This is a genomic window from Burkholderia pseudomultivorans (genome assembly GCF_001718415.1).
GTDB lineage: Bacteria > Pseudomonadota > Gammaproteobacteria > Burkholderiales > Burkholderiaceae > Burkholderia > Burkholderia pseudomultivorans_A.
The window spans coordinates 78,725-101,279 of record NZ_CP013377.1; the positions used below are offsets into that span (position 1 = coordinate 78,725).

General features: G+C 69.6%; 19 protein-coding genes. 13 read left to right on the forward strand and 6 right to left on the reverse strand.

The window, feature by feature from the left end:
* Positions 1-9 precede the first annotated feature (9 nt).
* From WS57_RS00310 to WS57_RS00330, 5 genes are all read left to right on the forward strand, one after another.
* The gene (locus tag WS57_RS00310) at positions 10-1,911 is read left to right on the forward strand and encodes a feruloyl-CoA synthase (protein WP_069243602.1); all 1,902 of its coding nucleotides are present in this window, start codon (positions 10-12) and stop codon (positions 1,909-1,911) included.
* 139 nt (positions 1,912-2,050) lie between these two features.
* The gene (locus WS57_RS00315) at positions 2,051-2,545 is read left to right on the forward strand and encodes a MarR family winged helix-turn-helix transcriptional regulator (RefSeq protein ID WP_040130780.1); all 495 of its coding nucleotides are present in this window, start codon (positions 2,051-2,053) and stop codon (positions 2,543-2,545) included.
* Between the two features lie 284 nt (positions 2,546-2,829).
* Positions 2,830-4,035 (forward strand): 3-(3-hydroxy-phenyl)propionate transporter MhpT, encoded by a 1,206-nt coding sequence (mhpT, locus tag WS57_RS00320; RefSeq protein WP_040130781.1) that lies wholly within the window; start codon positions 2,830-2,832, stop codon positions 4,033-4,035.
* Between the two features lie 66 nt (positions 4,036-4,101).
* Positions 4,102-5,241, forward strand: coding sequence for a porin (locus WS57_RS00325; protein ID WP_040130782.1), 1,140 nt, complete (start codon positions 4,102-4,104; stop codon positions 5,239-5,241).
* Between the two features lie 28 nt (positions 5,242-5,269).
* Complete coding sequence (locus WS57_RS00330; RefSeq protein ID WP_155774245.1) at positions 5,270-6,991, forward strand: tannase/feruloyl esterase family alpha/beta hydrolase; 1,722 nt, start codon at positions 5,270-5,272, stop codon at positions 6,989-6,991.
* Between the two features lie 67 nt (positions 6,992-7,058).
* On the opposite strand, the gene WS57_RS00335 is transcribed toward WS57_RS00330, so the two are convergent.
* Positions 7,059-7,535, reverse strand: coding sequence for an Lrp/AsnC family transcriptional regulator (locus WS57_RS00335; RefSeq protein ID WP_009694526.1), 477 nt, complete (start codon positions 7,533-7,535; stop codon positions 7,059-7,061).
* Between the two features lie 180 nt (positions 7,536-7,715).
* Here WS57_RS00335 and WS57_RS00340 point away from each other — a divergent pair, with 180 nt between their 5' ends.
* Together WS57_RS00340 and WS57_RS00345 are read left to right on the forward strand one after the other, a co-directional pair.
* On the forward strand, positions 7,716-8,951 hold the full coding sequence (locus WS57_RS00340) for a diaminopropionate ammonia-lyase (RefSeq protein ID WP_059604862.1): 1,236 nt from the start codon (positions 7,716-7,718) through the stop codon (positions 8,949-8,951).
* 14 nt (positions 8,952-8,965) lie between these two features.
* Positions 8,966-10,165, forward strand: a complete 1,200-nt coding sequence (locus WS57_RS00345; RefSeq protein ID WP_009694523.1) for a M20 aminoacylase family protein — start codon at positions 8,966-8,968, stop codon at positions 10,163-10,165.
* Positions 10,166-10,207: 42 nt separating this feature from the next.
* Here WS57_RS00345 and WS57_RS00350 read toward each other — a convergent pair whose 3' ends face one another.
* Positions 10,208-10,924 (reverse strand): GntR family transcriptional regulator, encoded by a 717-nt coding sequence (locus WS57_RS00350; protein ID WP_059513013.1) that lies wholly within the window; start codon positions 10,922-10,924, stop codon positions 10,208-10,210.
* Positions 10,925-11,095: 171 nt separating this feature from the next.
* Here WS57_RS00350 and WS57_RS00355 point away from each other — a divergent pair, with 171 nt between their 5' ends.
* The 5 genes from WS57_RS00355 (at position 11,096) to WS57_RS00375 (ending at position 17,106) form a co-directional block, all read left to right on the forward strand.
* Positions 11,096-12,394: an MFS transporter gene (locus tag WS57_RS00355; protein WP_040130786.1), complete on the forward strand. Its 1,299-nt coding sequence runs from the start codon at positions 11,096-11,098 to the stop codon at positions 12,392-12,394.
* Positions 12,395-12,426: 32 nt separating this feature from the next.
* Complete coding sequence (locus WS57_RS00360; RefSeq protein WP_040130787.1) at positions 12,427-13,155, forward strand: aspartate/glutamate racemase family protein; 729 nt, start codon at positions 12,427-12,429, stop codon at positions 13,153-13,155.
* 8 nt (positions 13,156-13,163) lie between these two features.
* On the forward strand, positions 13,164-14,579 hold the full coding sequence (gene hydA, locus WS57_RS00365) for a dihydropyrimidinase (protein ID WP_040130788.1): 1,416 nt from the start codon (positions 13,164-13,166) through the stop codon (positions 14,577-14,579).
* 50 nt (positions 14,580-14,629) lie between these two features.
* A complete protein-coding gene (locus WS57_RS00370; protein ID WP_069243604.1) occupies positions 14,630-15,826 on the forward strand; it encodes a serine hydrolase domain-containing protein in 1,197 nt (398 codons plus the stop codon).
* Positions 15,827-15,900: 74 nt separating this feature from the next.
* Positions 15,901-17,106 carry a serine hydrolase domain-containing protein gene (locus tag WS57_RS00375; protein ID WP_208610301.1) on the forward strand — a complete coding sequence of 402 codons (1,206 nt, stop codon included), beginning with the start codon at positions 15,901-15,903 and terminating at the stop codon, positions 17,104-17,106.
* 67 nt (positions 17,107-17,173) lie between these two features.
* Here the strand turns inward: WS57_RS00375 and WS57_RS00380 are convergent, their stop codons facing one another.
* From WS57_RS00380 to WS57_RS00395, 4 genes are all read right to left on the reverse strand, one after another.
* The gene (locus WS57_RS00380; protein ID WP_059604867.1) at positions 17,174-18,532 is read right to left on the reverse strand and encodes an aspartate aminotransferase family protein; all 1,359 of its coding nucleotides are present in this window, start codon (positions 18,530-18,532) and stop codon (positions 17,174-17,176) included.
* Between the two features lie 351 nt (positions 18,533-18,883).
* Positions 18,884-19,390 (reverse strand): GNAT family N-acetyltransferase, encoded by a 507-nt coding sequence (locus WS57_RS00385; protein WP_009694510.1) that lies wholly within the window; start codon positions 19,388-19,390, stop codon positions 18,884-18,886.
* 240 nt (positions 19,391-19,630) lie between these two features.
* Entirely contained in the window at positions 19,631-19,843 is a 213-nt protein-coding gene (locus WS57_RS37895) for a hypothetical protein (RefSeq protein WP_009694509.1), read from the reverse strand.
* A 330-nt stretch (positions 19,844-20,173) separates the two neighbouring features.
* The gene (locus tag WS57_RS00395; RefSeq protein WP_059513019.1) at positions 20,174-20,821 is read right to left on the reverse strand and encodes a glycine zipper 2TM domain-containing protein; all 648 of its coding nucleotides are present in this window, start codon (positions 20,819-20,821) and stop codon (positions 20,174-20,176) included.
* 526 nt (positions 20,822-21,347) lie between these two features.
* Here WS57_RS00395 and WS57_RS00400 point away from each other — a divergent pair.
* Positions 21,348-22,547, forward strand: coding sequence for an amidohydrolase family protein (locus WS57_RS00400; RefSeq protein ID WP_069243605.1), 1,200 nt, complete (start codon positions 21,348-21,350; stop codon positions 22,545-22,547).
* The last annotated feature ends 8 nt before the right edge of the window (positions 22,548-22,555 follow it).

Genomic DNA, 22,555 nt, shown 5'->3' on the forward strand with positions numbered 1-22,555 from the left:
AGACATACCTTGGATGCGGATCCGACCCAACTGCCCGGCCGCGCCGCCGCGCAGCCCGGCCTTGCCGGCTACCGCCCGGTCGCGATCGGTGCGGCGCCGCCCGACATCGCGCAGCGCGACGGCTGCTGGACCCTGCGCGCGTCGACCGCGCTCGGCGCGTATCCGCGCCGGCTGACCGACCGGCTCGTCAGCGGCGCGCAAGCGCATCCGGACCGCTGGCTCGTCGCGCGACGCGGCGCCGACGGCGCGTGGGTCGGCATCAGCTATGCGCAGATGCTCGACCGTGCGCGCGCGATCGGGCAGGCGCTGCTCGATCGCGGCCTGTCGGTCGAGCGGCCGGTCGCGATCCTGTCGGGCAACGATCTCGAACATCTGCAGGTCGCGTTCGGCGCGATGTGGGCCGGCATCCCGTACGCGCCGCTGTCGCCGGCGTATTCGCTCGTGTCGAGCGATTACGGCAAGCTGCGCCACGCGCTGGCGCTGCTGACGCCTGGCCTCGTGTTCGCCGCGGGCGGCGGCGCGTTTCGAGCGGCGCTCGATGCGGCGGTGCCGGCCGACGTCGAGCGCGTGGTCGTCTCGGCGCCGGACGGGATGCGCGGCGTCACGCGCTTCGCGGCGCTGCTCGACACGGCGCCGCGCGACGTCGATGCCGCGCACGACGCGATCACGGGCGACACGATCGCGAAATTCCTGTTCACGTCCGGTTCGACGCGGCTGCCGAAAGCGGTGCCGACCACGCACCGGATGCTGTGCAGCAACCAGCAGATGCTGCTCGAAACGTTTCCGCAGTTCGGCATCGAACCGCCGGTGCTGGTCGACTGGCTGCCGTGGAACCATACGTTCGGCGGCAGCCACAACGTCGGCATCGCGCTGTACAACGGCGGCACGCTCTACATCGACGACGGCAAGCCGGTCGCCGGCAAGTTCGACGAGACGCTGCGCAATCTGCGCGAGATCGCGCCGACGGTGTACTTCAACGTGCCGAAGGGCTGGGAGGAACTGACCGCCGCGCTCGAAACCGACGCCGCGCTGCGCGCGACCTTCTTCTCGCGCGTGAAGATGTACTTCTTCGCGGGCGCGGGGCTGTCGCAGGCCGCGTGGGACCGGCTCGACCGCGTGACGCTCGCGCACTGCGGCGAGCGCATCCGGATCATGGCGGGCCTCGGCATGACCGAGGCCGCGCCGTCCTGCCTGTTTACGACCGGGCCGATGTCGGGCGCCGGCTATATCGGGCTGCCCGCGCCGGGCTGCGAGACGAAGCTGGTGCCGGTCGACGGCAAGCTCGAGGCGCGCTTTCGCGGGCCGAACGTGATGGCTGGCTACTGGCGCGCGAGCGGCGACGACGCGCGCGAAGTGTTCGACGAAGAAGGCTACTACCGCAGCGGCGACGCGGTGCGTTTCGTCGACCCGCAGCGTCCGGAACTCGGGCTGATGTTCGACGGCCGCATCGCGGAGGATTTCAAGCTGTCGTCGGGGACCTTCGTCAGCGTCGGGCCGATGCGCGCGCGGATCGTGTCGAGCGGCGCGCCCTACGTGCAGGACGCGGTCGTGACGGGGATGAACCGCGACGACGTCGGCGCGATGATCTTCCCGCGCCTCGACGACTGCCGCCGCCTCGCGGGCGCAGGGCCGGACGCCGACGCGCGCACCGTGCTGCAGGCGCCCGCCGTGCGCGCGTTCTTCGCCGACCTGCTGGCGCGGCTGAACCGCGAAGCGACCGGCAGCGCGACCTTCGTCACGCGGCTGTGCCTGCTCGACACGCCGCCGTCGCTCGATCTCGGCGAGGTGACCGACAAGGGCTCGATCAACCAGCGCGCGGTGCTGGGCCACCGTGCCGCGCTGGTCGACGCGATGTATGCGGCCGACGCGGCCGATGCGGGCGTGATCGTCGCCGCCCCGCGCGGCGCGTGAGGCGCGGGCGCGTCGTTTGCGAGAACACATGAGGCAAGGGCGCCGCACCGGCCGTGCGGCGACGGGACGGCGCGCGGGCGCGTTCGCCGCGCGTGCCGCGTAAGGTAAGATGGCCCGCGATATCTCTTCCGACACCTTCATGAGTTCGACACCCGCCAAACCGGCCCGCGCGAAGCGCGCTGCCCGACCCGCCGAAGCGAAGCCGCCGGTGCGCGCGACGCTGCGCCTGACCTACCTGATCGGCAATCTCGAACGGCTGCTGCGCCGCCAGATGAGCGACGCGCTCGCGCCGCTCGGCGTGACGCTCGCGCAATACACGGCGCTGTCCGTGCTCGAGGCGCGCGGGGCGCTGTCCAACGCGCAGCTCGCGGTGCGCTCGTTCATCACGCCGCAATCCGCGAACGAGGTGATGGTCGCGATGGCGGCCCGCGGCTTCGTGACGCGCGAGGCCGACCCGAATCATGGCCGCGTGATCCTGCTGCGGCTGACCGACGAAGGCTCGGCGATCCTGCGCGAATGCGAGCGCGTGCTGCGGCCGCTCGAGCGCCGCATGCTCGGCGACGGCCTGGCCGCCGACGACGTCGCGCAGGTCCAGCACACGCTGGAACTGTTCGTGCGCAACCTGCGCGACTGATCTCTCGCCGCCTTGCGCTTCCCTCCCGGCCTTGTCCGGCCGGCTGCCGCCCGCGTTGCGGGTTAACACCGGCGCTCGCCGCACTTGAAATATCAGGTTGCCTGTTATTAAATCGTCCCGTCGTCCCGCACGGGATGACGGTCCGCACGACCCACCGGCCGCGCGGATTTTATTTCGGACAGTGAATCAGGTAGCCTGATATTTGCGGTTCACGATCCGATCACGAAAAAAAGATGCCGCGCATGCGTTCCCGCCCAGCGCGCCATTCAAGGTCTGGAGACGAAATGGATACATCCGTTGCCGCAAGGCCGGCCGTCGCGACGACGCTCGGTCTGTGTTTCGCGATCGCGCTGCTGGAAGGGCTCGATCTGCAGTCGGTCGGCGTGGCCGCGCCGCGCATGGCCCATGAATTCGGGTTGACGGTCTCGCAGATGGGGCTCGCGTTCAGCGCGGGCACGTTCGGCCTGCTGCCGGGCGCGATGCTCGGCGGCTGGCTGGCCGACCGGGTCGGCCGCAAGCACGTGCTGATCGCATCGGTCTGTCTGTTCGGGCTGCTGTCGATCGCGACCGCGCAGGTGTCCACCTTCGCGATGCTGGTCGTCGTGCGTGCGCTGACCGGCCTCGGGCTCGGCGGCGCGATGCCGAACCTGATCGCGTTGTCGTCCGAAGCCGTCGACGCGCGCTCGCGCGGCGGCGCGGTGGCCGTGATGTACTGCGGCATTCCGTTCGGCGGCGTGATCGCGTCGGTGATCGGCGTGCTGCTGGCCGGCGACGCCGAATGGCGTCACATCTTCTACGTCGGCGGCGTCGGGCCGCTGCTGCTCGCGCCGCTGTTGCTCGCGCTGCTGCCGGAATCGCGCGCGTTCCTCGACGTCAGCGCATCGGGCGGCGCGCGCCCGGGCGTGGCGCACACCCTGTTCGGCGGCGCGCGCACGGGCACCACGCTCGCGCTGTGGCTCAGCTACTTCTGCACGCTGATCGTGCTGTATTTCCTGCTGAACTGGCTGCCGTCGCTGATGGCCGCGAAGGGGCTGGCGCGCAGCCAGGCCGGGATCGTGCAGATCTTCTTCAACATCGGCAGCGGGCTCGGCGTGCTCGGCATCGGCATGTCGATGGACCGGATCCGGCCGTCGCGCGTGGTCGGCGGCATGTATGCGGGGATCGTGCTGTCGCTTGCCGCGCTCGCGATCGCGCCGGGGCTCGTGTGGCTGTCGGCGGCCGCGTTCGCGGCCGGGATGTTCGTGGTCGGCGGGCAGTCGGTGCTGTATGCGCTCGCCGCCATGTATTACCCGACCGCGATGCGCGGCACCGGCGTCGGCTCGGCGGTGGCGGTCGGCCGGCTCGGCTCCGTGGTCGGGCCGCTCGCCGCCGCGCAACTGCTCGCGACGGGCCGCAGCGGGTCGGCCGTGATCGGCGCGAGCATCCCGGTGACGCTGGTCGCCGCCGTCGCCGCGCTGGTGCTGATCCGGCGGCCGCAGCCGCGCGACTGAATTTCCCGTGGTTCAACCCGAGCGCCGTCAGAGCGCGATATCGACGCAGGTCTGGAGACATCTACCATGAAGCACACCAAAGCCTTGCTGGCGGCCGGCGCATGCGCGCTGGCCGCGACCGGCGCGCATGCGCAGTCCAGCGTGACGCTGTACGGGATCATCGACACCGGCGTCGAATTCGTGTCGCACGCGAACGCGGCCGGCGACCATGTGGTGCGCATGCCGGGCGTGACGGGCGAGCTGCCGTCGCGCTGGGGGCTGCGCGGCGCCGAGGATCTCGGCGGCGGTTATCAGGCGGTCTTCACGCTCGAAAGCGGCTTCAACGTGCGCGGCGGCGATCTGGGGCAGGGCGGCCGGCTGTTCGGGCGGCAGGCCTTCGTCGGGCTGAAGGGCGGCTTCGGCACGCTCGCGTTCGGCCGCCAGTACACGATGACCTATCTCGCGCTGCAGGGCGCCGACATCATCGGCCCCGACATCTACGGGCTCGGCTCGTTCGATGCGTACGTGCCGAACGGCCGCGCCGACAACGCGGTGACCTACGTCGGCAGCTATCGCGGCGTGACGTTCGGCGCCGCGTATTCGTTCGGCCGCGACGGCGCAGGCACCGGCAACTCGCCCGGGCAGGGCACCTGCGCGGGGCAGGTGCCGGGCGACGCGGTGCAGTGCCGCAACTGGTCGGTGATGCTCAAGTACGACAGCGCGTATTTCGGTGCGGCGGCGTCCTACGAGGAGCAGCGCGGCGGCACCGGCGCGGCCGCGAACTTCTTCGACGGCGTCGCGCCGGTCGCCTTCACGAACAGCGGCGGCAAGGACGCGCGCGTGCATGTGAGCGCGTATGCGCAGGCGGCGGGCGCGCGCATCGGCGCGGGCTGGATGGGGCGGCGCGTGTCGACCGGTTCGCCGGCCGCGGCCGGTGCGCGTTCGGACATCTTCTTCGCCGGCGCGTCGTATGCGGTCAAGCCCGACTTCATCGTCGACGGCGAAGGCTATCGCGTCGTCAACAGCGCGCACGACACGCGCGCGACGATGGCCACGCTGCGCGCGACCTATCTGCTGAGCAAGCGCACGGCCGTCTACGCGCAATCGTCGTATCTGTGGAACAGCGCGCATGCGCGCTACGCGGTCAGCGGCGGCGGTGCCGGCACGACGCCCGGCGAAGGGATGGGGCAGCTCGGCGCGATGGTCGGCGTGCGGCACATGTTCTGATCCGGCAGCCTGACGAACGGGAGCAATCTTGAACGCAAAATCTGCATTCCTCTGCATTGCGCCGCTGTCGGCCGCGATGCTTGCCGGCTGCGGCGGCGACGATTCCGTCAGCGCCACGCCGACGCATCTGAGCGCCGCGACGCCGGCTGCGATGACACAGACCTGCGACGCACTCGCCGCGAAGCTCGCCTATCCGGGTACGTCGTTCACGACGGTGACGACGGCGGCGGCCGGCGCGCTGACGGTGGCCGGCAAGCCGATCGCCGAGCACTGCGTGATCGAAGGCAGGATGAACGAGCGCGTGAGCCCGGTGGACGGCAACACCTATGCGATCGGTTTCGAGATGCGCCTGCCGAAGGCGTGGAACGGCCGCTTCTTCTACCAGGCGAACGGCGGCCTCGACGGCAACGTCGTCACGGCGACCGGCGAGATCGGCGGCGGCGGCCCGCTGACCGATGCGCTGAACATGGGCTTCGCGGTGATCAGCTCCGATTCCGGGCACAGCGCCGCGCAGAATCCGCTGTTCGGCGTCGATCCGCAGGCGCGGCTCGACTATGGCTACCAGGCCGTCGATGCGCTCACGCCGATGGCGAAGCAGGTGATCCGGCTCGCGTACGGCAAGGCGCCCGATCGCAGCTATTTCGGCGGCTGTTCGAACGGCGGCCGTCACGCGATGGTCACGGCGGTGCGCAACCCGGCCGACTACGACGGCATCATCGCCGGCGATCCGGGCTTTCACTTGCCGAAGGCGGCCATCGGCGAGATGTATGGCGCGCAGCAGTTCGCGAAGATCGCGTCGGCGACCGGATCGAACGGCTTGCCGGATATTCGCAGCGGCTTCACCGATGCGGAGCGCCGCTTCGTCGGCGCGCGGATTCTCGACAAGTGCGATGCGCTCGACGGCGCGGCGGACGGCATGGTGCAGGACGTCGCCGCATGCCAGGCGCACTTCAGCATCGACGCGGACATCCCGACCTGTGCGAACGGCACGCGCACCGGGTCGTGCCTGACCGCCGCGCAGAAAACCGCGCTCGGCAACGTGTTCGCGGGCGCGCGCAACAGCGCGGGCACGGCGCTCTATGCGAGCTTTCCGTACGATCCGGGCGTGGCGGGCGGCGGCTGGGCCGCATGGAAGCAGTCGAATTCGGTCATGCTCGATCCGGCCGCGATGGCGTTCACCTTCATGACGCCGCCGAAAACCGCCGCGACGCTCGCGAACCTCGCCGGCTTCGCGCTCGGCTTCGACATGGACAACGATGCGCCGGCGATCTTCGCGACCAACGGCGTGTACACGCAATCCGCGTGGTCGTTCATGACGCCGCCCGATGAGACCGACCTGTCCGCGCTGAAGTCGCGCGGCGCGAAGCTGCTCGTCTATCACGGCACCGGCGACCCGGTGTTCTCGTTCGACGACACGCGCGACTGGTACGCCCGGCTCGCGCAGGCGAACGGCGGCGACGCCACGGACTTCGCGCGCTTCTATCCGGTGCCCGGCATGAATCACTGCTCGGGCGGCCCGGCGGCGGACCAGTTCGACATGCTGACGCCGCTCGTCGCGTGGGTCGAGCAGGGGCAGGCGCCCGCCGCGATCGTCGCCGCCGCGCGCGATGCGACGAGTGCGGCGCCGAACGCGGACGTGCCCGCGTCGTGGGGCGCGGGACGCACGCGGCCGCTGTGCCCGTATCCGCAGGTCGCGCGCTACAACGGTTCGGGCGACCTCAATTCGGCAGCGAACTTCAGTTGCCGCTGACGTAGCCGTCGACGGGAGGCGGCCGGCGCATGCGATCGTGCGCCGGCCGCTGCGCCGCCGCGTGCGCTCACTCGCCGGCGTCGACCGGCACCTCGAGCCCGACCTTCACGCGGCTCATGCTCACCAGCGTCTTGAACCGCTTCACGTTGTTGTTCGCGAAGAACAGCTCGCGCGTGAGCGCGTTGTACTGATCCATGTTGCGCACGGCCAGGATCAGCACGAAGTCCCATTCGCCGGTCACGTAGTAGCACTGCTGGATCTGCGGGCAGCGTTCGAAGCTCCGCTTCATCGCGTCGAGCTGGTCGATCTGCTCGCTCTCGACCTCGACGTTCACGACGATCGTCAGCGGATGGTCGACCTTCTCCGGCGCGACGACGGCCGTGTAGCGCTCGATCACGCCGTCTTCCGCGAGCCGCCGCAGGCGGCGGTTCACCGCGGCGGTCGACAGATTGACGCGGGCGCCGAGTTCGTTCTGCGGCGTTTGCGCGTCGCGCTGGACTTCCATCAGCAGCTTGCGATCGAACGCATCGAGTGGGGTGGGCATGATGGCGCGGCGACCTCGAAAGAATGAGAAATTTTTGCGTCCGGCGCGCCGATTTGGCGATTTTATTGACCGGCCTGCGCAATATTATTTTTCGGACCGACGGCGAGCGCAACCCGTACGCGCCGCACCGCATCCACCGCCGGGCCGCCCGCGCGGCCTTTTTCCGGAGTCCATCCCGCCATGCTGATCGCCAATCCGCGCGCGTCGCGCACTGCCTATCCCGACACGCTGCGCCGCATCATGAACATGGCCGCGGCCGATGAAAGCGGCGCGTGGCTGTCGCACTGGCCGCTCGTCGGCGCCGCGCGCACGCCGCTGCGCGACCTGCCCGACCTCGCCGCGCGGCTCGGGGTCGCGAGCGTGCGCGTGAAGGACGAGGCGTGCCGCTCGCCGCTCGGCAGCTTCAAGGCGCTTGGCGCACCGATCGCGCTGATGCGGCTCGTGAAGCGGCTGCGGCGCAGCGAGGATCTCGATCCGCAAGGGCTGATCACGGGCCGTTACGCGGCGTCGCTGGCCGAGCTCACGGTGATCAGCGCGACCGACGGCAATCACGGTCGCGCGCTGGCCGCCGCCGCGCGCGCGATCGGCTGCCGCTGCGTGATCGTGCTGCACGCGCACGTCGATGCGGAGCGCGAGCGCGCGATCGCCGCCTACGGCGCGCGCATCGTGCGGATCGCCGGCAATTACGACGAATCGGTCGTGCACGCCGCGCAGCTCGCGGACGCGAACGGCTGGCACGTGGTGTCGGATACGTCGTACGACGGCTACGAGGCGATTCCGCGCGACGTGATGCAGGGCTACGGCGTGATCGCGGCCGAAGCGCTCGCGCAACAGCGGGCGGACGACGACGGCCGGCCGTTTACGCACGTGTTCCTGCAGGGCGGCGTCGGCGGGCTCGCGGCCGGCGTCGCGAGCTATCTGTGGGAGCGCGACGGCGCACGGCGGCCGCATTTCATCGTCGTCGAGCCGCGCCAGGCCGACTGCCTGTACCAGAGCGCGCTCGCGGGGCAGGCGTCGAAGGCGACCGGCAGCGTCGATTCGGTGATGGCCGGGCTCGCGTGCGGCGAGGCGTCGCCGCTCGCGTGGGATTTCCTCGAGCCGTGCATCGACCACTTCATGCTGATCGACGACGACGACGCGGTGCAGGCGATGCGCGACCTCGCGGCCGGCAGCGAGCGCGACGTGCCGTTCGTGTCCGGCGAATCGGGCGCGGCAGGCGTCGCGGGGCTGGCCGTGCTGATGCGCGATCCGGCGCGCGCGCGGCAGGCCGGGCTCGACGCGCATTCGCGCGTGCTCGCGATCAACACCGAAGGCGCGACCGCGCCGTCGGTCTACCGGCAGTGCGTCGGCGACACGGCCGAGGCCGTGCTGGCGCGGCAGCGCGACTGGCTGAACCGGGCGGCCGCGACGGCCTGAGCGAACCGAACGACATGACGACCGACGAGGTACGCACGATGGACGCAACGGAAGAAACCACGCTGCAAGGGCGGCTGACAACCTGGCGACGGCATCTGCACCAGCATCCGGAGACGGGTTTCGAGGAAGTGAACACGTCCGACTACGTCGCGCGCATCCTGACGACGCTCGGGCTCGACGTGCATCGCGGCATCGGCGGCACGGGCCTCGTCGCGAACCTGACGGCCGGCACCGGCACGCGCGCGATCGGCATCCGCGCGGACATGGACGCGCTGAACATCGCCGAGCATGCGCCGGGCCGCGCCTACGCGTCGTGCACGCCGGGCAAGATGCACGCGTGCGGGCACGACGGCCACATGTCGATGGTGCTGGGCGCCGCGCAGCTGCTGGCCGAGCGCAGGGATTTCGACGGTACGGTGCGCTTCATCTTCCAGCCGGCCGAGGAGCACGGCCGCGGCGCGAAGGCGATGATGGCCGACGGGCTGTTCGAGCGTTTCCCGGTGGACGCGATCTTCGGCGCGCACAACATGCCGGGCATGCGCGCCGGCACGTTCTCGACGCGCGCGGGCGGCATCATGGCGAGCGAGGACAACTTCACGATCCGGATCGACGGGCGCGGCACGCATGCGGCGCGGCCGCACATGGGCGTCGATCCGATCGTGATCGGCGCGCAGGTCGTGCTGGCGCTGCAGACGATCGTGTCGCGCAATCTCGATCCGGGCGCGCAGGCGGTGATCTCGTGCACCGAATTCATCACGGACGGGCTGCGCAACGTGATTCCGTCGACGGTGACGATCAAGGGCGACACGCGCAGCTATTCGCGCGACGTGCAGGCGCTGCTCGAAACGCGCATGCGCGAGATCGCCGACGGGATCTGCCGCACGCACGGCGCGACGTGCACGTTCGAGTACACGCATGAATTCGCGCCGACGGTGAACTCGCCGGAATGGGTCGGCACGGCCGTGCAGGCCGCGACGCAGGTCGCCGGTGCCGACGCGGTGAACGCCGACGTGCAGCCGATGATGATTTCGGAAGACTTCGGCGCGTTCCTGCAGGCGGTGCCCGGCAATTTCGTGTTCATCGGCAACGGCGAAGCGGCCGGGCGCGGCGGCGTGCCGCTGCATAACGCGACCTACGACTTCAACGACGACATCCTGTCGATCGGCGCGCGGTATTTCGCGGAAGTCGCGCGGCTCGCGCTGCGCGCGGCGTAAGCGCCGCGCTTCGGGGCGCCGCGCGCGGGCACGGCAGGGCCGTCACGCTTCGGCCGTGCGCTTGCCGGGCGCGTCGATCGCGCCCGTGGTCTTGTGCAGGATCGCCAGCACCTCGCGCGCGGTGTTCTCCGAATGGCCGCGCAGGATCTGCGGCAGCGCCGCGCGGTCGGGATCGGCGAGCGCGGCCATGATCGCCTCATGCTCGTGCAGCGATTCGGCCCAGCGCAGCGTGTCCGCGTTCGCCGCGCCGCGCGCACGGTGCACCTTCGACATCAGCGACGCATAGACGCCCGACAGCACCGGGTTGCCGGCCGCGTCGACGATCATCTGGTGAATCTGCTGGTTCAGGCGGAAATACTCGACGCGCTTGCCGGCCTCGTGGCACTCGACCATCCGCCGGTGCTTCGCCTGCAGCGCGGCGAGCGTCGCCGCGCCGAGCCGCTGCCGCAGCAGCTCGCCGGCCATCGCCTCGAGGCCGTGCAGCAGCTCGAACGTCGCGGCCAGATCGTCGAGATCGATCGACGCGACGCGATAACCGATGTACTGGCGGTGCGTGACCGCCCCTTCCGCGACGAGCACCTTGAGCGCTTCGCGCAGCGGCGTCTTCGACACGTCGAACGCGAGGCTGAGTTCCTTTTCGTCGATCCGCGCGCCGGGCGGCAGTTCGCCCTCGTCGATCATCACGCGCAGGCGCGCGGCGATCTCGGCGGCCATGCCGCGCGTGCGCAGAAGCAGGGGATTGCGGGGTGTCTGGCTCATGGTGGTGCAAGCTTATCACGATCCCGGTGCAACCCGCTGCGTCGATATCGTAAACATAATTCCAATAAAACCAAGCGTTTACACCATGTGTAATTATAAATTTCTAATCCTATACTCGGCTCAACGTTGCGCGACGTCCCGACCATCCTCGTTCAACCCTGGAGTCCGTCCATGTCTTCAACCTCCGGTGTCGCCGCCCTGACGGTCGGCAAGTCCGCCGTCCGCTGGAAGATATTCGTCGTGATGCTGAGCCTGATCGCGATCAACTACGTCGATCGCGCGTCGCTGTCCGTCGCCATGCCATACATCTCGCAGGAGTTCGGCATCGGCCCGGCGATGGAGGGTCTGATCCTCAGCTCGTTCTTCTGGACCTACGCGGTGATGCAGATCCCGGGCGGGATGCTGGCCGACCGCTTCAAGCCGCGCATCGTGATCGCGACGGCGACCGTGTTCTGGGGTTTCTTCCAGGCGCTGGCCGCGCTGTGCACGAATGCGCCGGCGCTGCTGCTGACGCGCCTGGGCCTCGGCGCGGCCGAAGCGCCGATCTATCCGGCCGGCGGCAAGCTCAACGCGATCTGGATGACGCAGACCGAACGCGGCCGCGGCGCGACGCTGCTCGATGGCGGTGCGCCGCTCGGCGCGGCACTGGGCGCGGTGCTGATCGCCGGGCTGATCGCGCTGCTCGGCTCGTGGCGGCTCGCGTTCGCGGTGGCCGGCATCGGCACGGTACTCGCCGGCCTGGTCGCATGGTGGTACATCCGCAATACGCCGCGCGAGCATCCGGGCGTCAACGACCTGGAAGCCGATTACATCGAGGCGTCGCATGCGAGCGATCTCGCGGCCGAGCCGGCGCATGCGTCGGGCCGCTCGCGCGATTTCTTCCGGTACCGCTCGGTGTGGTGCATGTTCTTCGGCTGGATGTGCTTCAACAGCGTGTTCTACGGGCTGCTCACGTGGATGCCGAACTACCTGCACAAGGTGCACGGCTTCGACATCAAGCAGATGGGCGGGTCGAGCTTCATCATCTTTTTCAGCGGCTTCGTCGGCGAACTGCTCGGCGGCTGGATCGCCGACAAGTGGAAGGCCGCGGGCGGCCGCCCCAACGTCGTGATGCGCACGCTGTTCGGCATCGCCGCGCTGGTCGCCACCGTGTCGATCTTCTCGGTCGCCTATGTGAAGAACCCCGTCGTGGTCGTCGCGCTGCTGTCGTCGACGCTGTTCTTCCTGCGCTGGTGCGGGCTGTACTGGTGCATCCCGTCGTCGCTCGGCACGCGCGACAAGATCGGCTTCCTCGGCGGCTTCATGAATCTCGGCGGCAACATCGGCGGCGTCGCGGTGCCGATCGTCGTCGGCGCGATCGTGCAGTTCACCGGTTCCTACTTCCTCGCGCTGATGGTGTTCGCGGCGGCCGGCGTCGGCCTGCTCGCATGCTCCAGCGCGATCGACTACGAAAACAAGCTCCCGGTCTGACCGACCGTTTCACTGGTAGAGAGAGAAACCTCATGAAGAAACGTACCCTGCTCGGCATGCTCACGCCGTCCTCGAATACTTCGCTCGAACCGCTGACGAGCGCGATGGTCGCCGGCCTGCCGGGCGTGTCCGCGCATTTCGCGCGCTTTCCGGTCACCGAGATCTCGCTGACGGGCGCGGCGCTCGGCCAGTTCGACGACGACAAGATCATCCAGGCCGCGATGCTGCTCGCCGATGCAAAGGTCGACGTGATCGCGTGGAACGGCACGTCGTCGGGCTGGCTCGGCTTCGAGGCCGACGAGCGGCTGTGCCGGCGCATCACCGAGGCGACCGGCATTCCGGCCACGACCTCCGTGCTCGCGCTCAACGAGATCCTGAAGAAGTCGAACGCGCACGAGTTCGGCCTCGTCACGCCGTATCTCGACGACGTGCAGACGAAGATCGTCGACAACTACCGTCGTTCGGGCTTCGACTGCATCGCCGAGCGCCACCTGAACCTGAAGGTCAATTTCTCGTTCTCCGAAGTCGCCGGCGACGTGATCGGCAACATGGTGCGCGAAGTCGCGGCGGCCGGCCCGCGCGCGATCTCGATCTTCTGCACGAACCTGAACGCCGCGCACCTCGTGCCCGCGCTCGAGGAGGAGACCGGCATTCCGATCTACGACACGATCTCGACCGTCGTGTGGAAGTCGCTGCAGCTTGCCGACTACGACACGCGGCAGGTGAAGGGCTGGGGACGTCTGTTCAGCGAAGTGATCTAGGACGCGCCATGTCGAACGATCTCGATTTCGTGATCCGTCACGCGGACGTCGTGACCGCGGCGGACCGCTTCTCGTGCGACATCGGCATCCGCGCCGGGCGCGTGGCGATGCTCGGCCACGGCCTGCCGCGCGCGCCGCGCGAGCTCGATGCGACCGGGATGCTGGTGATGCCGGGCGGCGTCGATGCGCACTGCCACCTCGACCAGCCGATGCCGGACGGGCTGCGGATGGCCGACGACTTCCTGTCCGGGACGCGCTCCGCGCTGTGCGGCGGCACCACGACCGTGATCCCGTTCGCCGCGCAGGCGAAGGGCCAGTCGCTGCAGGCGGCCGTCGACGACTATCACCGGCGTGCGCAAGGGCGCGCATTGATCGACTACGGCTTTCACCTGATCGTCGCCGATCCGACGCCGCACGTGCTGGCCGAGGAGTTGCCGCGGCTGATCGCGAACGGCTACACGTCGTTCAAGGTGTACATGACCTACGACGACCTGAAGCTGAACGACCGGCAGATGCTCGACGTGCTGTCGGTGGCGCGTGCGCACGGCGCGCTCGTGATGGTGCATGCGGAGAACTCGGACTGCATCGGCTGGCTGACCGAGCGGCTGCTCGGCGACGGACACGTCGCGCCGCAGTTCCACGCGCACGCGCGGCCGGCGGTGGTCGAACGCGAGGCGACGCATCGCGCGATCGCATTCGCGGAACTCGTCGACGTGCCGATCCTGATCGTGCACGTGTCGGGCGCCGAGGCGATCGAGCAGATCCGCTGGGGGCAGTCGCGCGGGCTGCCGATCCTCGCGGAAACGTGTCCGCAATACCTGTATCTGACGGCCGCCGATCTCGGCCATCACGGCCATGACGGCTACGAAGGCGCGAAGTGCGTCTGCAGCCCGCCGCCGCGCGATCCGGCGAACCAGCAGGCGGTGTGGAAGGCGTTGCAGCAGGGCGTGTTCTCGGTGTTCTCGTCCGATCACGCGCCGTTCAACTACGACGATCCGTGCGGCAAGCATCCGGGCGGGCAGCGCGTGTCGTTCGACCATATCCCGAACGGCATTCCGGGGCTCGAAACGCGGCTGCCGCTGCTGTTCGACGGCGTGCGCAAAGGGCGCCTGTCGCTGCACCAGTTCGTCGAGCTGACCTCGCTGCGGCCCGCGAAGCTGTACGGGCTCTATCCGCGCAAGGGGACGATCGCGGTCGGCGCCGATGCGGACATCGTCGTGTGGGATCCGGACCGGCGCGTGCGGATCGCGAATGCGTCGCTGCATCACGCGGTCGACTACACGCCGTACGAAGGCGTCGAGGTGACGGGCTGGCCGCGCCATTGCCTGTCGCGCGGCGAACTGCTCGTCGAGGACGGCCGGCTGCTCGCGGCCGAGCCGGGGCGCGGGCAGTTCCTGCCGGCCGGCAAGCCGTGTCTCGACTGATGGCCTGCGCGCCGCGCGGGCGGCGCGCACCCGTATTCAAAGGAGCCAGGATGAGCGTTTCCCACGCAATGCGCGGCCTCGCGGCCGCCGCGATCGTCGCCGGTTCGTGCGCCGGGCCGGCGGCGGCGGCCGGCGACGCGCCGCGGGACATGCCGAGCGTCGTGCCCGAATCGGTCGGCGTGGATTCGGCGCCGCTCGTGCGGCTGTCGGCGTGGCTGCGTCGCGAGCGGATGGACGTGCGCAGCCTCGTCGTCGTGAAGGACGGCAGGATCGTGTTCGAGCGCTACGGCGATGGCCTCTCGCGCGACAACAACTACGAGCTGTATTCGGTGACGAAAACGGTCACCGCATTGCTCGCCGGGATCCTCGACGGCGAGGGCAAGCTCGGCCCGTCGACCCGGGTCGCGCCGCTGATCGCGGCCGCGCGGCCCGATCTCGCGGACGAACTCGCGGACAAGCAGGACATCGAGCTGCGGCACCTGATGTCGATGTCGAGCGGGCTGCGCTACACGACGCGCGAAGGCACCGATCCGCTGTACTACGACGCGCCCGACCGCTTGCGCGTCGCGGTGACGAGTCGCGCGGCGACGCCGCCGGGCGCGCGCTTCGACTATATCGACGTGAATCCGGTGCTGGCCGGCACGGCCGTGTCGATCGCCGCACGCGAGCGCGAGGACGCGTTCGCGCGCCAGCGGCTGTTCGAACCGCTCGGCTTCGCGCATTACCGCTGGACCGGTGCGGACGGCACGGGCGCGGTGGCGGGCGGCTGGGGGCTGCGGCTGCGCGCGATCGACATGGCGAAGATCGGCATGCTGCTGCTCGACGAAGGCCGGTGGAACGGCAGGCAGGTCGTGCCCGCGGGCTGGATCCGGCAGATGACGACGCCGTCGCCGGCCGCGGCCGACTACGGGTATTACTGCTGGATCCATCATGTGGTCGAGCAGGGCACGCCCGAGTTCGGCGCGATGGGCTTCAAGGGGCAGTTCATCACGGTTCTGCCCGCGCAGCGCGCGGTCGTCGTGATGACGAGCCTGCTGCCGACCGACGGCGGCCTGCGCGATGCCACGTACCTGAACCTGTATCGGCGCATGGTCGGCGACTACATCCTGCCCGCGCTCACGCCCGCGCAACCGCCGGTCGAGCGCGCGACCACGACGCAGGCGCTGCGCGACGAACTGGCGCTGAGCCGGCAGACGCAGGGCGTGCCGGGCACCGCCGCCGCTTTCAACGACGCGCCGGGGATTTGATGAGGAATGCAGAGATGAATGGCCGATCGATGGTCGTGCCGGTTGCGAGCGTGAGTGTGTCGCGTGCCGTGCCCATGATGCGTCGGCTGCTTGCGAGGGCGGCGACGCTGCTGATCGGCAGCGGCGCGCTCGCGCCCGCGCTGGCGGCGGCGCAGCCGGCCGACGTGCCGCCGCCGCTGAACGAAACCGGCATCGAAGTCGCCGCGCCGGAGGCGGCCGGTGTCGATTCGCGCAAGCTCGTCGAGCTGTCGCGATGGATACGCGAACAGAAGCTCGACGTCTACAGCCTGCTCGTCGTGAAGGACGGCAAGCTGATCTTCGAGCGCTATGGCGCGCACGCGTCGCGCGATGCGACCTACGAGCTGTATTCGGTCACGAAGGCCGTGACGTCGCTGGTTGCCGGCATCCTGGTCGAGCAGCGCGCGGTGCGGCTCGACGAACCGGTGGCGGCGCGGCTCGCCGCATGGCGTCCCGACCTGCGCGACGCGCTCGCGGACAAGCGCGACATCGCGCTGAAACATGTGCTGTCGATGTCGAGCGGGCTGCACTACGACTTCAGCCCGAAGGACGATCCGATCTACTACACCGCGCCGGACCGGCTGAAGCTCGCCGCATCGGCGGCGCCGACGCTCGCGCCCGGCACCGTGTTCGAGTACACCGACGTCAATCCGATCCTCGCGTCGGCCATGCTGAGTGCGGCCGCCGGCGAGCCGCTGGAGCGCTATGCGCAGGCGCGGCTGTTCGAGCCGCTGGGCATGCAGCGCGCCGCCTGGGAGCGCGCGGACCGCACGGGGCTCGTATCGGCCGGCTGGGGCTTGCGGCTGCGCGCGATCGACATGGCGAAGATCGGCATGCTGGTGCTCGACGGCGGCCGCTGGCAGGGGCGGCAGGTCGTGCCGCAGGCGTGGATCGCGCAGATGACGTCGCCGCGCGTGTCGCCGCACTTCGGCTACTACTGGTGGATCAACAACATCGTCGAGCGCGAGCCGGAATTCGATGCGATGGGCTTCAAGGGGCAGTTCATCACGGTGCTGCCGAGGCGCAATACGGTCGTCGTGATGACGGGCGTGCTGCCGATCGACGGCGGCCTGCGCGATGCGCAGAACGTGAAGCTGTTCCGCCGCATGGTGAACGGCTACATCCTGCCGGCGCTCGACGGCGGTGCCGATGCGCAGGCGTCGGCCGACGCGCAGGCGGCGCTGCGGCAGGAACTCGCGGCGAGTGCGCGCGCCGACGGCGTGCCGGGCGCGCAGGTCGATCCGACCGATCTGCCGAAATGAGCGGTGCGGCCGCAAGCATCCGGCTTGCGTCCGGCCCGCATGAGCGGCGGGCCGGATGGGCGCACGCTCAGGTCAGTTCGCCCAGGCAGGCGTCGAACTGCGCGACGAGGCGATCGACGTCGTCGGCCGTCGTCTGCGGGCACACGAGCATCATGTTGTGGAACGGCGTGATCAGCACGCCGCGATTCAGCAGGTACAGATGCACGATGTGCTCGAGTTCGCTGTCGAGCTGGGCGCCGGCGATCGTGCCGTTGGTCGGCGGCGTCGGCGCGAACTGGAACTCGGTGCGCGCGCCGATGCGCGTCACGCACCACGGCAGCGCGTGTTTCGCGATCGCCTGCTCGAGCCCGGCCGCGAGCCGCGCGGCGAGTTCGAACATGTGCGCGTAGGCCGCGTCGGTCGCGACTTCGGCGAGCGTCGCGCGCATCGCATGCATCGCGAGCATGTTCGCGGTGAGCGTCGTGCCTATCCCCGAATGGCCCGGCGGCGCGTTCAGCTTCGCCTGCTTCGCGCGCTCGGCGAACTCGGCGCTGAATCCGTACACCGCGCACGGCACGCCGCCGGCGATCGGCTTGCCGACCACCAGCATGTCGGGTTCGAGGCCATGCGCGACCGCATAGCCGCCGGGGCCGCTGCTGATCGTATGCGTCTCGTCGATCACGAGCAGCGTGCCGTAGCGGTGCGTCAGCGCGCGTGCGGCGCGCCAGAAGCCCGGTTCGGGCAGCACCATGCCGATGTTCGTCATCGCGGGTTCCGCGAGCACGCACGCGACGTCGCCGTCCTTCAGCGCCGCTTCGAGCGCCGCGAGATCGTTGAACTCGACGACGCGCGTGTTCGCGAGCAGGTCGTACGACTGTCCGAGCAGGCTGTCGCGCTGCACGGGGCGGCCATCGACGAGATCGACGAAGACGTCGTCGACGGTGCCGTGATAGCAGCCGTTGAACACGACGATCGTGTTGCGGCCGGTGGCCGCGCGCGCCCAGCGCAGCACGAAGCGGTTCGCGTCGCTCGCGCTCAGCGCGAACTGCCAGACCGGCAGCCGGAAGCGGCGCGCGAGTTCGCGCGACACCCACGCGGCGTCCTCGCTCGGCAGCATCGTCGTGTAGCCGCGCGTGGCCTGCTCGACGAGCGCGCGCGCGACGGGCTCGGGCGCATGGCCGAACATCGCGCCGGTGTCGCCGAGGCAGAAGTCGACATAGCGATGGCCGTCGACATCGGTAAACGTCGCGCCGCGCGCTTCCTTCACATACAGCGAAAACGGCGTCGACCAGTCCTGCATCCAGTGCAACGGCACGCCGAAGAGCAGATGCTCGGCCGCTTCCGCCGACAGCGCGCGGGAAATCGGCATGGCTTCGGTGAATGCACGGCGCTCGCGGTCGAACAGCGCGCGGGCGCGGATGAGGTCGACTCCGTGACGGCTAGGCAAGTTGGGCTCCTGGGCTGTGAAGATGAAGGAAACGATAGCGCGGAGCGTGGGGGGCTGAACAGGGGGCGGAATCACCGACGCGGGCCGGGATGCGCGATATCTTTTTTAAAAGTTTTTGCGCATAAACCGGCGAAGGGCGGCGTGGGCCGTTGCATCGAAGGTGGGTGTGCGCTCACGTCGGCGGGGTGCCGCGTCCGGCCGGTTCCTGGTTTCCGGTTTGCCGCGCCGTACCGCGGCGCCGACTTCGACGCGGCTTGCAGCGGACGCCTATGCTGCGCGCATATGGCGAGTGAGCGGGCGCTCACTCGCTCGCTCGTCTACGTCAGCCCTTCGTTGCCGCTCCCGATCGCATTACGCGAGCGTCTTCACCATGTGATGTTCGTCGTAGAAGCGGCCATCGACGAACAGCGAACGCGGCTCCGTGCCGAACCGGACGAACCCTTGCGATGCATACAGCCGCTCCGCGGTGCCGTTGATCGCGTTGACGCACAGCATCAGCTGGCGGCAGCCCCAGGCTTGCGCCGCATGCGCGGTCGCGCTGTCGAGCAGCGATTGCGCGATGCGGCGCCCGCGATACGCGGGGTCGACGAACACGCCCCAGATCGTCGCCTTGTGCGCGACCTTCGCGCGCGCATCGCGGCGCACGCCGGTGATGCCGACGAGCGTGTCGCCGTCGAATGCGCCGAACACGGCCTGCGTGTGCGTCGGCGTGAGCCGTGCCGCGAATTCGTCGATCGGCACGAGCGCTTCTTCGTCGCGGGTCGGCAGGAACGAGGTCGGCGACGTGTCGACCGCGCGCAGGCGCAGGGACTGGAACGGGGCCGCGTCGGCGGCGTCGAGCAGGCGGATCGTGATCATCGTGTTGTTGTGTCGTTGTGTCGAGGATGCGGCAGAGGCCGGAATCTGCGGCGCGATGCGCGGCAGGGCAGGGTCATGCTAAACGGAAACGGGGCGGGGTGCTGTGGGGGGCTGGGAGGGGGATGCGGGGGGGCGGGCGCGGGGCGCGGAGCGGGCGCGCGGCATGACATCGCGAGTATGGACGCGCGCCGCGAGTTGTCCTGCGGCGCACGTCGTTCGCAATACGGCCAGCCGCGTGGTTCAGATCGCATCGCGCGGCCGGTGCGCGTCGTCGTCGAAGCAGCACGCGGGCACGTCGGCGTCGATGTGGCCGAGGCTCGGGTGCGGCGTATCCGATTCCGCTGTCGAAATACAGGCTGAACACGAATTGCTCGCCGCCATGCCGGACGTTATCGGCGAAGCCGGATCGCTCGCGAGCATTCCGTACGCGTAGTCCCGTGTGCCGTAGGCCATCTGTCGGCCGCCATGAATGCCGATGTCATGTCACCGGCGAGCGCGGCAGAACAGCGTGTCGAAGTCGAGCGTGAGCGCCGCGAGTTGTCGCAGGTCGGCGCGACGTCGTCGCACCGGGACAATTGCGCGAGAGGCAGACCGCGCACAGGCGCGCCGATCGTCTGACGATCGAGTTGCGTCGGAGCGGTATGGGTGGAGGGTGGAGCGAAACGTGGGAGGCAGCGAGGCGCGATGTCGACGCCGGCGCGCAACGGCGGTATCGAAGCCGCGTCGCGCCGATGCGAAGCATCGTGCGCGACGTCATCCGCTCGGCCTCGCAGAAACCGGCGATCAATACCGCGACAACTGATTCCCGTCGATGCGCACGCGGTCGCCCGGCCGCAGGTCGCCCGGCGACTGCACGTCGAACGAGCGCGACGAGCCGTCGCTGACCTGCACGTCGATCCGGTAGCCGCTCGGCGGCTGGGCCGCGCCCATCTGCTGGCCGATCTGGTTGCCGGCGACCGCGCCGCCGAGCGCGCCGATCACGGTCGCCGCATCGCGGCCATGGCCGCGGCCGACCTGGTTGCCGAGCACGCCGCCGATCAGCGCACCGACCACCGTGCCCGCGACGCCCGACGGGCCGACCGAGCTGTTGATCGGGCGGATGTTCGCGATCGTGCCGTACTGCGTGCCGTAGCCGTTTCCGTATTGGCCGCCGTATTGATTGCCATACTGGTTGTACGGTTGCGAACCGTATTGCTGCTGCGCATCGTATGGCGACGGCGCCTGGTTCGGATACGCCGGCTGCTGCTGCACGTAGCCAGGTTGCGAATACGCGGGCTGCGCATAGCCGGGCGTCGCGTATTGCTGCTGCGGATAGCCCGGTTGCGCGCCGTACGGCGCGTAGCCCGGCGCGACGCAGGCGGTCAGCGGAAGCGCCGCCACGGCGACGAGCGAGGCGAACAGAACGGTCTTCGTGGAGGGCATGCGCATCATGATGTTTCCTGCATCGGCAACGTGTCCGCCAGCGGATTGCCGGCGGAGGGCGAACTCGGCGTGAGTATAAGGAATGGCCGCAGGCAAGTCCGGTGCAGGCGGGTAACAACGTGTAAAGTCTGTTGCCGCGTAAATCGCGGGCGGCGCGCGGTGTCGAAACGAGGAGCGGGAGGCGTGGCGCGGCATGCGTTTACATCATCGCCGCCGTGAGTCCGCGGTCGGCAATGGGCGTCGGCGCGCCGCATGCGATCGTCACGTCGGGGCGGCATCGGGTGTCGCCTCCTCGTTCGCTCGTCGCGGTTGTCGCCGCCCGCTCCGATCGGACCCCGGGTTTTTTCCATACCCGCCGGCCCGTCCCGCCACGCATCGCGAAATCGAATGCCCGGCATCGCGACATTTAATTGGCCTCGGATCGTGTCGTCCGATATCGTGACCGGATTCCCTGCCAACGGTCGCGCCGCGCCGGCTGCGGTTCCTTCCCCTGTCCGCGTCGGCGTCGCGCAGCGACCGCCCCACATTCCGAGCCATGACCGATCGCTTCTTCATCAACGCCGTCGACGCCGGCGGCCAGCCCATCAACCTCGTCGTTCACGACGGTCGCTTCGTCGCGATCGGACCCGACTGCACGCCCGCGCCCGGCGCGGAAACGGTCGATCTCGACGGCCGCGTCGTGCTGCCGGGCTTCGTCGACGGCCATATTCATCTCGACAAGAGCTTCGTCGGCGATCGCTGGGTGCCGCACGAGCCGGTCGGATCGCTGCGCGAGCGGCTCGCGGTCGAGAAGCGCCAGCTCGCGGCCGCGCCGCCGATCGTCGAGCGTGCGAACGCGCTGATCGCGCAGGCGGCCGCGTTCGGCACGGTCGCGATGCGCAGCCACGTCGACGTCGATGCGACGACCGGCCTCGCGAACCTGCACGCCGTGATGGCGGCGCGCGAGCAGTGGCGCGGGATCGTCGACATCGAACTGGTCGCGTTCCCGCAGGCCGGCGTCGTATCGTGTCGCGGCACCGCCGACATCCTCGACGCGGCCGTGCGCGAAGGCGCGGAGGTGGTCGGCGGGATCGACCCGACGACGCTCGACGGCGATGCGGAAGGCCAGCTCGACATCGTGTTCGGCATCGCCGAGAAGCGCGGCGCGAAGATCGACATCCATCTGCATGAGCCGGGCGAAACGGGCATCGCGCAGTTGCTGCGGATCGCGGCGCGCACGCGCGCGGCGGGGCTCGGCGGCCGCGTGAACGTGAGTCATGCGTATGCGCTCGGCGAAGTGGGCCACGACGACGTCGCGCGCACGGCTGCGGCACTGGCCGATGCGGGCGTGTCGATCCTGACCAATGCGCCCGGCGACTGTGCGTTCCCGCCGGTGCGGCCGCTGCGCGACGCAGGCGTGCACGTGTTCGCCGGCAACGACAACATCCGCGACGCATGGTGGCCGTACGGCAACGGCGACATGCTGCAGCGCGCGATGATGGTCGGCTATCGCTCGGGCTTCTACACCGACGAAGCGCTCGGCATCGCGCTCGACATGGCGACGCACGCCGGCGCGCGTGCGATCGGCAAGGACAACTATGGAATCGCGGTCGGCTGCGACGCGACCTTCGTCGCGGTGCGCGCGCCGAATGCGGCGGCCGGCGTCGCAGGCGTGCCGGCCGAACGCTGGGTGTTCCGCCGCGGCGAAAGCGACACCGCTGCGCCGATCGCGCCCGCGCTGCGCTTCACGCGATAAGCGTTACC